The following is a 13,812-nucleotide window of genomic DNA, read 5'->3' on the forward strand; positions in this document are numbered from 1 at the left end:
ATGCGATCGTCGGCAGCGTCAGATGTGTATAAGGGACCGGCACTGGGCTCGGATGCAGGTGTTTCGCCTGCGTAGCCGTCCGGGTTTGTCATGCTGATCAACCTAGCGCACGGCGTGGAACGTAGAGGTCACCTCATCGCAGGCACCTTTTGCGGGTGGGGGACGTTGCTGTAACAAGAGCAGCAGGCCGATCGGTCGCTGCACGACAGGAGAGTGAAGATCGATGACCAGCCCATTCCAGCCCGGGCAGGCAACCGGTGCGACACCAGGCGCGCCGCTGCGCGGCGCGTTGCCCACACCGCCCAAAGGGTGGCCGATCGGCTCCTACCCGACCTACGCCGAGGCGCAGCGTGCGGTGGACTATCTGTCCGACCAACAGTTCCCGGTTCAGCAGGTGACGCTGGTCGGTGTGGACCTGATGCAGGTCGAGCGGGTGACGGGCCGGTTGAGCTGGCCCAAGGTACTCGGCGGCGGCGTGCTCTCGGGCGCCTGGCTGGGCCTGTTCATCGGCCTGATCCTGGGCTTTTTCAGCCCCAATCCGTGGAGTGCTCTGCTGACGGGTCTGATCGCGGGCGTGTTCTTCGGCCTGATCACCTCGGCGATCCCGTACGCGATGGCTCGCGGCACAAGAGATTTCAGTTCGACCATGCAGCTGGTCGCCGGCCGCTATGACGTGCTGTGCGATCCGCAGAGTGCCGAACAGGGCCGGGATCTGCTGGCGCGCTTGACGATCTGAGCCCGGCCGGCCGCCGCTGATGTGCCGTGTGGCAAAGTGAGCAGGTCACGATTGTGATGCGCGTGTGCCGAAAGTGTTGCACATCATGCGTATTTGGCTCTACGGTTTGCGCGCGGGCGGTTCCCGCCCGAAGTCGCAGCGGCGGCGACATGGAGTGACGGGAGGCCCAGCGGTGCGCGCTCGGCGGCTGTGTGCTGCGGCAGTGGCCGCATTGACGGCGGTCACGACCGTCTCCGCCTGTGGAGCTCCCGCCAGCGGCCTCGTCATCAACTACTACACGCCGGCCAACGAGATGGCCACGTTCACCGCCGTCGCCAAACGCTGCAACTCCGATCTCGGCGGCCGGTTCACCATCAAACAGATCAGCCTGCCGAAAGGCGCTGACGACCAACGGCTGCAGTTGGCCCGACGCCTGACGGGCAACGACAAGTCGCTCGACGTGATGGCGCTCGACGTGGTGTGGACGGCGGAGTTCGCCGAAGCCGGTTGGGCGCTACCGCTGTCCGACGATCCGGCCGGGCTCGCTGAGTCCGATGCCACCGAGAACACGTTGGCAGGCCCGCTGCAGACCGCGCGCTGGCAGGGCAAGCTGTACGCCGCGCCCATCACCACCAACACCCAATTGCTGTGGTATCGAGCCGATTTGATGGACGAACCGCCGCGAACCTGGGACGGCATGGTGGCCGAGGCGACGCGCCTGCACGCGGCAGGGAAGCCGAGCTGGATTGCGGTGCAGGCAAAGCAGTACGAGGGCCTGGTGGTGTGGTTCAACACGCTGCTCGCGAGTGCGGGCGGTCAGGTGCTCTCCGATGACGGCAAGACCGTGACTCTCACCGACACTCCGGAGCATCGCGCGGCGACCGTGAAGGCGCTGCAGATCATGAAGTCGGTCGCGACCGCACCCGGAGCGGATCCGTCGGTGACCCAGACCGACGAGGGCACTGCGCGCCTGGCGCTCGAACAGGGCAAGGCCGCCCTCGAGGTGAACTGGCCGTTCGTGCTGCCCTCACTGTTGGAGAACGCCGTCAAGGGCGGGGTGAAGTTCCTGCCGCTCAACGAGCGTTCCGACCTGACCGATGCCATCAACGACGTCGGCACCTTCTCGCCCAGCGACGAACAGTTCGAGGCGGCCTACGACGCCAGCAAGAAGGTCTTCGGCTTCGCCAACTACCCGGGGGTCCGCGCAGGCGAACCGGCGAAAGTGACCATCGGTGGTCTCAACCTGGCTGTCGCGTCCACCAGCCAGCACAGGGCCGAGGCGTTCGAAGCCATTCGCTGCCTGCGCAACATCGACAATCAGCGCTACACGTCGGTGGAGGGCGGGCTGCCCGCGGTGCGCGAATCCCTCTACGACGACCCGGCCTTCCAGGCGAAGTACCCGCAATACGCCGTCATCCGTGAGCAACTCAGCGATGCCGCGGTGCGACCGGCGACCCCGGTCTACCAAGCCGTGTCCACCCGCATCTCGGCGACGTTGGCCCCGGTGACGGCGATCGACCCCGAGCGCACGGCCGACGTGCTGGCCACGCAGGTGCAGAAGGCGATCGACGGTAAGGGGCTGATCCCGTGACCTCGGCAACCGCAACCGCACCGGCGGCCCGCACCGACGACCGCCGGTCGCAGCGCCGGTTGGCCTACGCGCTCATCGCTCCGGCGGTGATCCTCATGCTCGCGGTCACGGCGTATCCCATCGGGTACGCGGTATGGCTGAGCCTGCAGCGCTACAACCTGGCCGCGCCGGGCGACACCGCATTCGTCGGCGTGGACAACTACGTCACGATCCTGACCGACCGGTATTGGTGGACGGCGTTCGCCGTCACCTTGGGGATCACGGTCGTGTCGGTGGCCATCGAGTTCGTGCTCGGCATGGCGCTGGCATTGGTCATGCACCGCACCATCTTCGGCAGAGGCGTGGTGCGTACCGCCGTGCTGATCCCGTACGGCATCGTCACCGTCGCGGCGTCGTACAGCTGGTACTACGCATGGACTCCCGGCACCGGGTATCTGGCGAACCTGTTGCCGGAGGGCAGCGCGCCGTTGACCGAACAGCTGCCGTCGCTGGCCATCGTGGTGCTGGCCGAGGTGTGGAAGACCACGCCGTTCATGGCGCTGTTGCTGTTGGCGGGGCTGGCCCTGGTACCGCAGGAGCTGCTCAACGCCGCCCAGGTCGACGGCGCGGGGGCATGGCAGCGGCTGGTCAAAGTCATTCTGCCGCTGATGAAACCGGCCATCCTGGTGGCGTTGCTGTTCCGCACCCTCGACGCGTTCCGGATCTTCGACAACATCTATGTGCTGACCGGTGGGGCGAACAACACCGGGTCGGTGTCGATCTTGGGTTACGACAACCTGTTCAAGGCCTTCAACCTCGGGTTGGGTTCGGCCATCAGCGTGTTGATCTTCGCCTCGGTCGCGGTCATCGCGTTCATCTACATCAAGATCTTCGGCGCGTCGGCGCCCGGGTCGGACGCGGAGGGCCAACATGGCTGAGCGGGTCGGCGCGCGCCGCGCGACGGGATGGGTTGTCGTCGACGCCCTGGTGATTCTCTACGCGTTGTTCCCGGTGTTGTGGATCCTGTCGCTGTCGTTGAAGCCGACGTCAACGGTCAAGGACGGCAAGCTGATTCCGACGCAGATCACCTTCGCCAACTACAAGGGCATCTTCACCGGCGACATCTTCAGCTCGGCGCTCGTCAACTCCATCGGTATCGGCCTGATCACCACGGTGATCGCGGTGGTGGTCGGTGGCATGGCGGCCTACGCCGTGGCCCGGCTGGCGTTCCCGGGTAAGCGGTTGCTCGTCGGCGTCGCGCTGCTGATCGCGATGTTCCCGCAGATCTCGCTGGTGACACCGCTTTTCAACATCGAGCGCAGGCTCGGCTTGTTCGACACCTGGCCGGGCTTGATCATCCCCTACATCACCTTCGCGCTGCCGCTGGCGATCTACACGCTCTCGGCGTTCTTCCGGGAGATCCCATGGGATCTGGAGAAGGCCGCGAAGATGGACGGTGCCACGCCGGCGCAGGCATTCCGCAGGGTCATCGCCCCGCTGGCCGCGCCGGGCATCGTCACCGCGGCCATCCTGGTGTTCATCTTCGCGTGGAACGACCTGCTGCTGGCCCTGTCGCTGACCGCGACCCAACGCGCCATCACGGCGCCGGTGGCCATCGCGAACTTCACCGGCAGTTCGCAATTCGAGGAGCCGACGGGTTCCATCGCGGCGGGCGCCATGGTCATCACCATCCCGATCATTGTCTTTGTCCTGATTTTCCAGCGGCGCATCGTCGCTGGGCTGACCTCCGGTGCGGTAAAGGGGTAGTTGGATGGCCGAGATTGTGTTGGACCGGGTGACCAAGAGTTACCCCGACGGCGCAGGCGGTGTCCGGGAAGCCGTCAAAGAACTGTCCATGACCATTGCCGACGGTGAATTCATCATCTTGGTCGGGCCGTCGGGGTGCGGCAAATCCACCACGCTGAACATGATCGCCGGACTCGAGGAGATCTCGTCAGGCGAGCTGAGCATCGGCGGGGAACGGGTCAACGAGAAGGCACCCAAGGATCGCGATATCGCGATGGTGTTCCAGTCCTACGCGCTGTACCCGCATATGACGGTCCGGCAGAACATCGCCTTCCCGCTCACGCTGGCCAAGATGAAGAAGGACGAGATCGCAACCAAGGTCGAAGAGACCGCCAAGATCCTCGACCTGACCGAGCTGCTGGACCGCAAGCCCGCTCAGCTCTCCGGTGGGCAGCGTCAGCGGGTGGCGATGGGGCGGGCAATTGTCCGCAGCCCCAAGGCATTCCTGATGGACGAGCCGCTCTCCAACCTGGATGCCAAGCTGCGGGTGCAGATGCGTGCGGAGATTTCGCGGCTGCAGAGCCGGCTGGGCACCACGACGGTGTACGTCACTCACGATCAGACCGAGGCGATGACGTTGGGAGACCGTGTTGTCGTGATGCTGGCCGGTGTGGTGCAGCAGATCGGTACCCCCGACGAGCTGTACAAGAACCCGGTGAACCTGTTCGTGGCAGGCTTCATCGGATCGCCCGCCATGAACTTCTTCCCGGCGACGTTCACCGATGTCGGGGTGCGGTTGCCGTTCGGTGACGTCACGCTGAGCCCGGACGTGCACGAGCTGCTGGCCCGAGCGCCCAAGCCGGACAACATCATTGTCGGGATCCGCCCCGAGCATCTGGAGGATGCGTCGCTGCTCGACGGGTACGCCAGGATCCGGGCGCTGAGCTTCAGCGTGCGCGCCGACATCGTCGAGTCGCTGGGCTCGGAGAAGTACATCCACTTCACCATCGATGGCGGCGGTGCCCGCGCGGCGCAGTTGGCCGAGCTGGTCGCCGATTCCGGAGCGGGTGAAAACGAGTTCGTCGCAAGGGTTTCCGCGGAATCTCGGGCGACGGGGGGTCAGCAGATCGAGCTGGCGTTCGACACGTCGAAACTGGTGATCTTCGATGCCGACTCGGGCCTGAACCTGACCCGGGCGATCGAACCCGAGGAGGCGCCCGAGCCCGAGACGCTCGAACCTGAGCCCCAACCCGAGCCCGAGCCCGAATCCGAACCCGAGGCATCTGAGCCGGAACCCGACGAATCCGCAGAACCCACCGACGACGACCCCGAGGAGAATGCCGCGGCGCCGTCGGAGCCCAAATCCGAGTGACCGACGTTCTGGGGGCCGTGCGGACCGGTCTCGATGAGCATTTCGCAGCCGCGGGTATCACCGCGGAACCGGTCAGTGCGAGCGTCACATTTCTGGGCACCGAGCGCATCGAGGTGCTGCGCTTCGGCCCCGACCCGGCTGACGCGACCGTGTACCACTATGTGACGCTGGGTTGTTCGCGTCACCCGATGTTCGACCCGACGGAATTCGTGGCCGACCCCATCCACGGCCCGCGGGCCGAGGTGACGGTGTCCCTGCGCGGGCCGACGCCGACCGGGCTGGCCCGCTCGCTGGCGATCCTCGCCGCGGCGCCTGCGGTCGAGGGGCTGGTGCTTGAGGCTGATGCCCTGGTCGATCTGGAGACGCCGTTGTTCGCCGGTGCGCCGTTCACCGCTTTCCTGTTGTCTCCCAGCGATATCGGTGAGATCGCGTTGCCGGATCCGCTGGCCGCGGTGAATGTTCTTGCCGCGACCCCGATCACCGCGACTGAGGCGGCATGGGTGCGGCTCAAGGGCGCCGACGCGATGCGTGAGGCGTGGCAGACCGACGGTGTGGACGTGCTGAATCCGGCGCGCAGGGCCGCCAACCCGACCTGAGAGTCAGAGCCAGTCGTTCTTCCGGAAGGTGCGGTGCAGCACCAGGCACACCGTCAGCATGAGGGTGAGCACCGCGGGATAGCCCCAGACCCAATGCAATTCGGGCATGTTGTCGAAGTTCATGCCGTAGATCCCGGCCAGCGCGGTCGGTACCGCGGCGATGGCAACCCATGCCGAGATCTTGCGCATGTCGACGTTCTGCTGCATCGCGACCTTGCCGAGGGCGGCTTGCACCAGCGAGCTGAGCATTTCGTCGTAGCTGGAGATCCGCTCCGAGGCCTGGATGGTGTGGTCGTTGACGTCGCGCATGTAGCGGCGCACTTCGACGGAGATGACGTCATTGTGGTCGGTGAGCAGCCGCTGCAGGGCCAGCGTCAGCGGGCCGACGGCGCGGCGCAGCTCGACGACCTCCCGCTTGAGCAGGTAGATGCACTCGATGTTGGTCGGGGAGTCTGGGGAGAAGACGTTCTCCTCCATGACGTCGATGTCGGTTTCCATCAGGTCGGTGACGTGCAGATAGTGGTCCACCACGTGGTCGGCGATGGCGTGCATGACGGCGAACGGTCCCAGTGTCAGGATGGCAGGCGAGGCATCGAGACGTCGGCGGACGCTGGCCAGCCCGCCGTGTTCGCCGTGCCGGACGGTCACCACGAAGTCCGGTCCGACGAAGATCATGATCTCACCGGTCTCGACGATTTCGCGGGCGTTGGCCACCGAGGCGTGCTCGACGTAGTTGACGGTCTTGATCACCAGGAACAACGTTTTGTCGTAGCGCTCGAGCTTGGGGCGCTGATGGGCGTGCACCGCGTCCTCGACCGCCAGCTCGTGCAAACCGAAAACGTCTGCGACAGACTGCATCTGGTGCTCGTCGGGCTCGTGCAGGCCAACCCACGCGAACGCCTTTTTCCCGATGCTCTCCAGCTCGCGCACCTTGGCCTGGGCGGCTGCGTGGGTGTATTTGCCGGGCAACCTCTCCCCGTCGCAGTACACGCCGCAGTCCACCATGGCCCGGGCGACCGGAACGTGGATGGATTTGGCATCGGTGACCGGGGGTTTGGCCCGCGCGGTGGGGCGGAGCAGCGACGGCGGTAGCGCGCGGAACGAGGGCATTCGCTGGGCCTCCCATCAGCTGTGACCGGCACCCGATCGGGCCTGTTGAATCGTACGCGCCCAACCTGTTACCGACAGCTCACGAGAGGGGAACTCGACCCTGTGAGATTGGTCTGTGAAGTACCCTGGCGCCGTGTCGGAAAGTACTGTCGCTTCATCGCGTGAAGACTCCGCGACGACGCGCACTCCCCAGGTTGTCGTCGAAGATTCCGAGATCTTTACTGCTCACGAAGGCGGCAAGCTCTCCGTCGAGCTCAATTCGCCGCTGGACACCCAGCGGGCCTTGTCGATCGCCTACACCCCGGGCGTCGCGCAGGTCAGCCGGGCGATCGCCACGGATCACACCCTCGCCGCCAAGTACACATGGGCCCACCGACTGGTCGCCGTCGTCAGCGACGGCACCGCGGTGCTGGGCCTCGGCGACATCGGCCCGGCGGCATCGCTGCCGGTGATGGAGGGCAAGAGCGCCCTCTTCAAGTCTTTCGGCGGGCTGAATTCCATTCCCATCGTGCTGGACACCAAGGATCCCGACGAGATCGTGGAGACGCTGATCCGGCTGCGCCCCACGTTCGGTGCGGTCAACCTGGAGGACATCTCGGCACCGCGGTGTTTCGAGGTCGAGCGCCGCGTCATCGAGGCGCTCGACTGCCCCGTCATGCACGACGATCAGCACGGCACCGCCATCGTGGTGCTCGCCGCGCTGCTGGGGGCCACCAAGGTGCTCGAGCGCGACATGCACAACTTGCGGGTCGTCGTGTCGGGCGCAGGCGCGGCCGGGGTGGCCTGCACCAACATGCTGCTCGCCAAGGGCATCGCCGACATCACCGTGCTGGACTCGCAAGGCATTGTTCACGGCGACCGCGAGGGCATGAACTCCTTCAAGACCGAACTGGCGGGGCGTACCAATCCACGCGGCCTCACCGGCGGCGTCGCCGAGGCGCTCGACGGCGCTGACATGTTCCTCGGAGTGTCGGCAGGCATCGTGCCCGAGGAGCTCATCGCCACGATGGCCCCGGGCGGCATCGTCTTCGCCCTGTCCAATCCGGATCCGGAGATCCATCCCGATGCGGCGCGCAAGCACGCTGCGATCGTCGCGACGGGCCGCAGCGATTTCCCCAACCAGATCAACAATGTGCTGGCCTTCCCGGGAGTGTTCCGGGGTGCGCTCGACGCCGGGGCGCGCCGGATCACCGAGAAGATGAAGGTGGCCGCCGCCGAGGCGATCCACTCGGTCGTCGGCGACGACCTGGCCGCCGATCACATCGTGCCGAGTGCGCTCGATCCCCGGGTCGGGCCCGCGGTGGCCGCGGCAGTGGCGGCCGCATCGGGAGACTGACCCTGCCCGTGCGTCGTCGACTGGTACTGGCGCTGGCGGTCGTGCTGCTGATCGCCGGCTGCAGCTCCCACCCGCCGCCTGCCCCGATGGCCGTCGCGGCGGGCATGACACCGGAATACGCGCTTCTCGGCCAGTTGTATGCGGCCGCGCTGCGCTATTACGGCACCCCCGCCGAGGTCACCCCGACCAAGGAGGCGCTGGGCGCGCTGGACTCGGGTTCGGTGACCGTGCTGCCCGGGTTCACCGGCCAGTTGCTGGAGACGTTCGCGCCCGGCGCCGCGGCGCACTCTGATGAGCAGGTCTACCGCGATCTGCTCTCGGCGTTGCCGGAGGGCGTCGCAGCCGGTGACTACACCATGTCGGCACAGGACAAACCTGCCGTCGCGGTGACGGAACAGACCGCATCCGCGTGGGGCGGGAAAGATCTGACCGCGCTGCGGCGCAACTGTGCCAAGGTGGTGCCCGGCGCTCTCAAGGGTGCGGCCGTTCCGGCGCTGGTCGGCACTTGCCGCCTGCCGAAACCCGTCGAATTCGCTGATCGCGCAAGTCTTTTCGCGGCGCTCAAGGCCGGGAAGATCAATGCGGCGTGGACCACCACCGCCGACCCGGCCAACCCGGCGGAGGTGGTGGTGCTCGCCGATCGCACGGCGATGATCCGCGCGGAGAACGTGGTGCCGCTCTACCGGCGCAATGTACTGAACGAACGCCAGATCCTCGCGGTCAACGAGATCGCAGGCGTCCTGGACACCGGCTCACTCGCGGACATGCTCCGGCAGGTGGCCGAAGGCGCCGACCCGCGCGCGGTCGCCGACGCCTTCCTGCAGGCCAACCCGCTCGGCCACTAGCCGATCAGTAGGGCAGGATCCGGCTCATGGCGGTGGAGAACAACCGCTGGTAACCCGAGCCCGTGATGCGCACGACGATGTCGAGCAGTTTGGCGTCCGGCCCGACGAGCACCCGGGCCCGGTTCTTGTGCACGGCCTCGAGGATGATCTTGGCGGCCCGCTGCGGAGTGGTGTTGGCCAGCTTCTTGTCGAACACCTTGGCCAGTTCCTGCGGGTCAAGGCCCTCGGCGGCGGTGGCGTTGCGGGCGATCGCGGTCTTGATGCCGCCCGGGTGCACGGTGGTGACCTTGACCGGGTGCTTGGCCAGCGCCATTTCCTGCCGGAGAGCCTCGGTGAACCCGCGCACCGCGAACTTCGCCGAGTTGTAGGCGGCCTGTCCCGGCACGGCGAACAGACCGAAAATGCTGGAGACGTTGACCACGTGGCCGTCGCCGGAAGCGATCAGATGCGGCAGAAACGCCTTGGTGCCGTTGACGACGCCCCAGAAGTCGACGTCCATCACGCGCTCGATGTCTTTGTAGCTGCTGACCTCGACGTCGCCGGTGAACGCGATGCCTGCGTTGTTGTAGATCTGGTTGACCTTGCCGAAGTGCTCGACGACCGCGTTCGCGTACAGCTCGAAGGCCTCGCGCTCGGTGACATCGAGCCGGTCGGCCTTGACTGGCGCGCCGATCGCCTTGAGCCGCTCCTCGGTGACGGCGAGGCCTTCGGTGTCGACGTCGCTGATGGCGACCTTGGCGCCGGAGCGCCCGAGCTCAATGGCCAGTGCCTGTCCGATACCCGACCCGGCGCCGGTAACCACGGCGACCTTTCCAGCAAAGCCTTCCATGCGCACTCCCTCGTGTCGTTTGACTAGTGTCGAGAGTAGCCGGTACCCGCGGTTCCGTGTAATTCGGCCGGCTTGGTCGCGATGAGCTTCAGGAAAGCCGGGAACATGCGCTGATAGCCGGATCCGGTGACCCGCACGACGAGGTCGAGGAATTTGGCGTCGGGGCCTACCAATACGCGGGCTTTGTCCTTGTGCACGGCCTTGAGAATGACCTGCGCCGCGCGTTGGGGGCTGGTCCTGGCGAACTGCTTGTCGAAGCTGTCCGCCACCTCCTCCGCGTTGAGGCCGTCGGCCACGATGGCGTTACGTGCGATGGCGGTCTTGATGCCGCCGGGGTGCACGGTGGTGACCTTGACTGGATGCTCGGCCAGCGCCATCTCCTGGCGCAGCGCCTCGGTGAATCCGCGTACGGCGAACTTGGCCGAGTTGTAGGCGGCCTGCCCGGGCAGCGAGAACAACCCGAAGACGCTCGACACGTTGATGACGTGACCGTCGCCTGAGGCGATGAGATGGGGCAGGAATGCCTTCGTGCCGTTGACGACGCCCCAGAAGTTGACGTCCATGACCCGTTCGATGTCCTTGAACCGGGCGACCTGGACGTCGCCGGCGTATCCGATGCCAGCATTGTTATAGACCTGGTTGACCGTGCCGAAGTGTTCCTTGACCTCGTCGGCGTAGATCAGGAACGCCTGACGTTCGGTGACGTCGAGGGGGTCGGCTTTGACGGGCGCACCGATCGCTTCGAGCCTTCTCTCGGTGTCGGCCAGGCCGTCGATGTCGATGTCGCTGATGGCGAGCTTGGCGCCTGCACGCGCCAGTTCGACGGCCAGTGCCTGTCCGATTCCTGAGCCGGCGCCAGTGACGACGGCAACCTTCCCAGCAAAGTTTTGCATGTGATACCGCTCCATCGATTGAGGTGTTCTGGCCTGTCATCTCGGAACTGCTTCACGAGAAATTGACAGACGCCGAAGGTGGAAATGGGGTCAGCCGTGGTCCGGCTTTCGCATTCACAGCCGTATTGGCACGGTGATCCCCCGATTGTCGTCTCCTGGCACGGAAAGGCCATGATTCACAGCAATTTACGATCTGGAGCAGCGCGTCACGGGTGGCCTGTAGGGAGTTCGTACCACTGGATCACCGCAGCCACAAGTCGAGCCGCATCGCCCGCGCGGCAGTGCGGCTCATTGAAATGTGCAACCGACGGCGTCGAACCGTATCCCGAACCTGCTCAGTGATTTACTGAAATGCGACGAGCAAACAACTATGACGCGGCAGCGCTCACCGGCCGCCACACTTCGGCGAGGGCTTGCAGCGGCAGATCGAGGACATCGCTGAGTCCGACGATGGTGCCGAATGCGGGGGAGGGCAGACGACCGGTTTCGATCTTGCGCAGTGTCTCGGGGGAAATGCCCGCGCCGCGCGCGACATCTTCGAGGGTGCGGGCGCCCCTGGCGGCGCGCAATGCTGCGCCGACTCGGCGGCCTGCGGCGACTTGCTCGGGACTCAGCGGCGTACGGACCACGTCACCACGGTAGCGCTGGTATTTGTATACCGCTAGTCTTGGTATTTATATACCGCACAAGGAGTGATGACGTGATTGAACTCAAGACCGGAGCCGAGATCGAGAAAATGCGGACCACCGGCCGTTTCGTGGCCCAGGTGCTCACCGAACTCGGCGGGCTGGCCGAGGTCGGGGTGAACCTGCTCGACCTCGAACATCACGCCCGGGACATGGTCAAGCGCCGGGGCGCGCAGTCCTGCTACTGGGATTACGACCCGTCATTCGGGTCGGGACCGTTTCGCAACGTGATCTGCCTGTCGGTGAATGACGCTGTGCTGCATGGGCTTCCGTTCAACTACGCGCTGCGCGACGGCGATGTGTTGACCATGGATTTCGCGGTCTCCATCGATGGCTGGGTCGCCGACGCGGCGCGCACCGTGATCGTCGGGACGCCCGCCGACGAGGATGTGCGGTTGATCCGCGCGACCGAGGAGGCGCTCGCGGCGGGCACCGCGGCGGCCCGGCCCGGCGGGCGGCTCGGCGACATCTCCGCCGCGATCGGCGCCGTCGTCGCGGCGTATGGCTATTCCGTCAATCTCCAATTCGGCGGACACGGTCTCGGCAGGACCATGCACGAAGATCCGCACGTGCCGAACAACGGCAAGCCCGGGCGCGGCATGCGACTGAAGGCAGGCATGACACTCGCGCTGGAGCCGTGGCTCGCCCGCACCACCAACCGCATCGTCTATGACCGGGACGGCTGGACCATCCGCTCGGCCGACGGATCCCGCACCGCGCACACCGAGAACACCATCGCGATCACCGACGCCGGCCCGGTGGTGCTCACGTGCTAATACCGCGGCCTTAGCAACAGCGTCGCGACGACGCTGATCGCGGCGGTGGTGGCCAGATACCCGCAGGCGTACCAGGGCTTGCCGCCGCCCGCGGCGATCAGCGCTGTGAGGATCAGGGGCGTCAGGCCCGACGCGTACACACCCGAGAGCTGATACACCGTCGACAACCCGGTGTAGCGGGTGCGAGTCGGGAACAGCGACGCGTACAACGTGCCCTGGGCGCCGTAGAACCACGCGTGAATCACACCGAACGCCAACAGCATTGCCACCGAGTAGGCCAGGATGCTGCGCGTGCCGAACAGCGCGAACGCCGGGAACACCACGAGACCGTAGGCGGCGATCCCGGTGGCGTACATCGTGCGGGCGCCGAACCGGTCGGCCAGATGGCCCGACACAGGTAACAACGCGGCCATCAACAACGCCGAGATGGTGACCACGATCAGCACCGGCACCTTGCCCAGATGCAGCGTGCTGGTGGCATACGCGATGGTGAACACACCCCACGTGTTGAACGCGGCACCCTCACCCCACCGCGACAGCAGGCCGAGGACCGTCGACCGCAGCGCAGGCGGCCGGAAGATCTCCCGCACCGGGACCGCCGCACGGTCGTCGTCGGCACGGATCTTCTCGAACGCAGGGGTCTCGGCCACCCGGAATCGAACCACCACGCCGAAGATCACCAGGGCAATGCTGATCAGAAAGGCGATGCGCCACCCGTAGGCCAGGAAAGCGTCCGCCGACAGGGCCAGCTGCAGCACCACGAACACCCCGGTACCCAGCGCAAGGCCCAGCGCCAGCCCCACCTGGGGAATGCTGCCGAAGAGCCCGCGGCGGTGGCGCGGACTGTGCTCGACGGCCAGCAGTACCGCGCCTGCCCACTCACCGCCGAGCGCGAAACCCTGCACGACGCGCAGCACCAGCAGCAGCACCGGTGCCAGCACCCCGATCTGGGCTGCCGTGGGCAGCAGGCCCATCAACGCGGTGGCGCCGCCCATCAACAGCATGGTGGCCGCGAGCGTGCGCTTGCGGCCGATCCGGTCGCCGATATGCCCGAAGACGAACCCGCCGATAGGGCGCACCACGAAGCCGACCGCGAACGTCGCGAACGCCAGCATGGTCCCGACGAACGAACTCTGGTCGGGGAAGAACGCATGGTTGAACACCAGGCTCGCGGCAGTCGCGTAGAGGAAGAAGTCGTACCACTCGATGGTCGTTCCGAGCACGCTCGCCAGCAGGGCAGTCCGAACGGTCCTCGGGTCGGCAGACGCGGCGGGCCCCGCGGCCGGGGCGGTCGTCGTGAAGGTCACCCTTGTTGACTAGTCGCCCCGGGCCGCGGAG

Annotated in this window: 14 protein-coding genes; 9 read left to right on the forward strand and 5 right to left on the reverse strand. The window is 66.2% G+C overall.

The genetic code is table 11. The annotated features are described in order from the left end of the window. Positions 1-223: 223 nt before the first annotated feature. The 6 genes from A5784_RS20405 to A5784_RS20430 all read left to right on the forward strand — a co-directional run bounded on the left by A5784_RS20405 (position 224) and on the right by A5784_RS20430 (position 5,999). Complete coding sequence (locus A5784_RS20405) at positions 224-736, forward strand: YflT domain-containing protein (RefSeq protein ID WP_064946718.1); 513 nt, start codon at positions 224-226, stop codon at positions 734-736. 172 nt (positions 737-908) lie between these two features. Further along, entirely contained in the window at positions 909-2,306 is a 1,398-nt protein-coding gene (locus tag A5784_RS20410) for an ABC transporter substrate-binding protein (protein ID WP_064946719.1), read from the forward strand. Further along, positions 2,303-3,223: a carbohydrate ABC transporter permease gene (locus tag A5784_RS20415; RefSeq protein ID WP_064946720.1), complete on the forward strand. Its 921-nt coding sequence runs from the start codon at positions 2,303-2,305 to the stop codon at positions 3,221-3,223. Before A5784_RS20410 ends, A5784_RS20415 begins: the two co-directional genes overlap by 4 nt. After that, positions 3,216-4,052: a carbohydrate ABC transporter permease gene (locus A5784_RS20420; protein ID WP_064946721.1), complete on the forward strand. Its 837-nt coding sequence runs from the start codon at positions 3,216-3,218 to the stop codon at positions 4,050-4,052. Before A5784_RS20415 ends, A5784_RS20420 begins: the two co-directional genes overlap by 8 nt. A 4-nt stretch (positions 4,053-4,056) precedes the next feature. Continuing rightward, positions 4,057-5,403: an ABC transporter ATP-binding protein gene (locus A5784_RS20425; RefSeq protein ID WP_064946722.1), complete on the forward strand. Its 1,347-nt coding sequence runs from the start codon at positions 4,057-4,059 to the stop codon at positions 5,401-5,403. Then, positions 5,400-5,999 (forward strand): suppressor of fused domain protein, encoded by a 600-nt coding sequence (locus tag A5784_RS20430; protein WP_064946723.1) that lies wholly within the window; start codon positions 5,400-5,402, stop codon positions 5,997-5,999. Before A5784_RS20425 ends, A5784_RS20430 begins: the two co-directional genes overlap by 4 nt. A 3-nt stretch (positions 6,000-6,002) precedes the next feature. Here A5784_RS20430 and corA read toward each other — a convergent pair whose 3' ends face one another. Next, complete coding sequence (corA, locus tag A5784_RS20435; RefSeq protein WP_064946724.1) at positions 6,003-7,109, reverse strand: magnesium/cobalt transporter CorA; 1,107 nt, start codon at positions 7,107-7,109, stop codon at positions 6,003-6,005. A gap of 133 nt (positions 7,110-7,242) precedes the next feature. Here corA and A5784_RS20440 point away from each other — a divergent pair, with 133 nt between their 5' ends. Beyond that, on the forward strand, positions 7,243-8,445 hold the full coding sequence (locus A5784_RS20440) for an NAD(P)-dependent malic enzyme (protein WP_064946725.1): 1,203 nt from the start codon (positions 7,243-7,245) through the stop codon (positions 8,443-8,445). A 2-nt stretch (positions 8,446-8,447) separates the two neighbouring features. Then, positions 8,448-9,290: a glycine betaine ABC transporter substrate-binding protein gene (locus A5784_RS20445; RefSeq protein WP_502687527.1), complete on the forward strand. Its 843-nt coding sequence runs from the start codon at positions 8,448-8,450 to the stop codon at positions 9,288-9,290. A 4-nt stretch (positions 9,291-9,294) separates the two neighbouring features. Here the strand turns inward: A5784_RS20445 and A5784_RS20450 are convergent, their stop codons facing one another. From A5784_RS20450 to A5784_RS20460, 3 genes are all read right to left on the reverse strand, one after another. Beyond that, positions 9,295-10,119 carry an SDR family NAD(P)-dependent oxidoreductase gene (locus A5784_RS20450; RefSeq protein ID WP_064946727.1) on the reverse strand — a complete coding sequence of 275 codons (825 nt, stop codon included), beginning with the start codon at positions 10,117-10,119 and terminating at the stop codon, positions 9,295-9,297. Between the two features lie 23 nt (positions 10,120-10,142). Continuing rightward, a complete protein-coding gene (locus tag A5784_RS20455; RefSeq protein WP_064946728.1) occupies positions 10,143-11,012 on the reverse strand; it encodes an SDR family NAD(P)-dependent oxidoreductase in 870 nt (289 codons plus the stop codon). A gap of 368 nt (positions 11,013-11,380) precedes the next feature. Next, entirely contained in the window at positions 11,381-11,641 is a 261-nt protein-coding gene (locus tag A5784_RS20460; protein WP_064946729.1) for a helix-turn-helix domain-containing protein, read from the reverse strand. Positions 11,642-11,712: 71 nt separating this feature from the next. Here A5784_RS20460 and map point away from each other — a divergent pair, with 71 nt between their 5' ends. Next, positions 11,713-12,474 (forward strand): type I methionyl aminopeptidase, encoded by a 762-nt coding sequence (map, locus tag A5784_RS20465; protein WP_064946730.1) that lies wholly within the window; start codon positions 11,713-11,715, stop codon positions 12,472-12,474. On the opposite strand, the gene A5784_RS20470 is transcribed toward map, so the two are convergent. After that, complete coding sequence (locus A5784_RS20470) at positions 12,471-13,781, reverse strand: MFS transporter (RefSeq protein ID WP_064946731.1); 1,311 nt, start codon at positions 13,779-13,781, stop codon at positions 12,471-12,473. The genes map and A5784_RS20470 overlap by 4 nt on opposite strands. Between the last annotated feature and the right edge of the window lie 31 nt (positions 13,782-13,812).

Origin of the sequence: Mycobacterium sp. 852013-50091_SCH5140682, assembly GCF_001665685.1 — a bacterium.
Classification (GTDB): domain Bacteria; phylum Actinomycetota; class Actinomycetes; order Mycobacteriales; family Mycobacteriaceae; genus Mycobacterium.

Bases quoted from the DNA above. Each gene is read 5' to 3' on its own strand.
- A5784_RS20450 (WP_064946727.1), bottom strand. From the start codon at position 10,119: ATGGAAGGCTTTGCTGGAAAGGTCGCCGTGGTTACCGGCGCCGGGTCG.
- corA (WP_064946724.1), bottom strand. From the start codon at position 7,109: ATGCCCTCGTTCCGCGCGCTACCGCCGTCGCTGCTCCGCCCCACCGCG.
- A5784_RS20420 (WP_064946721.1), top strand. From the start codon at position 3,216: ATGGCTGAGCGGGTCGGCGCGCGCCGCGCGACGGGATGGGTTGTCGTC.
- A5784_RS20455 (WP_064946728.1), bottom strand. From the start codon at position 11,012: ATGCAAAACTTTGCTGGGAAGGTTGCCGTCGTCACTGGCGCCGGCTCA.
- A5784_RS20425 (WP_064946722.1), top strand. From the start codon at position 4,057: ATGGCCGAGATTGTGTTGGACCGGGTGACCAAGAGTTACCCCGACGGC.
- A5784_RS20405 (WP_064946718.1), top strand. From the start codon at position 224: ATGACCAGCCCATTCCAGCCCGGGCAGGCAACCGGTGCGACACCAGGC.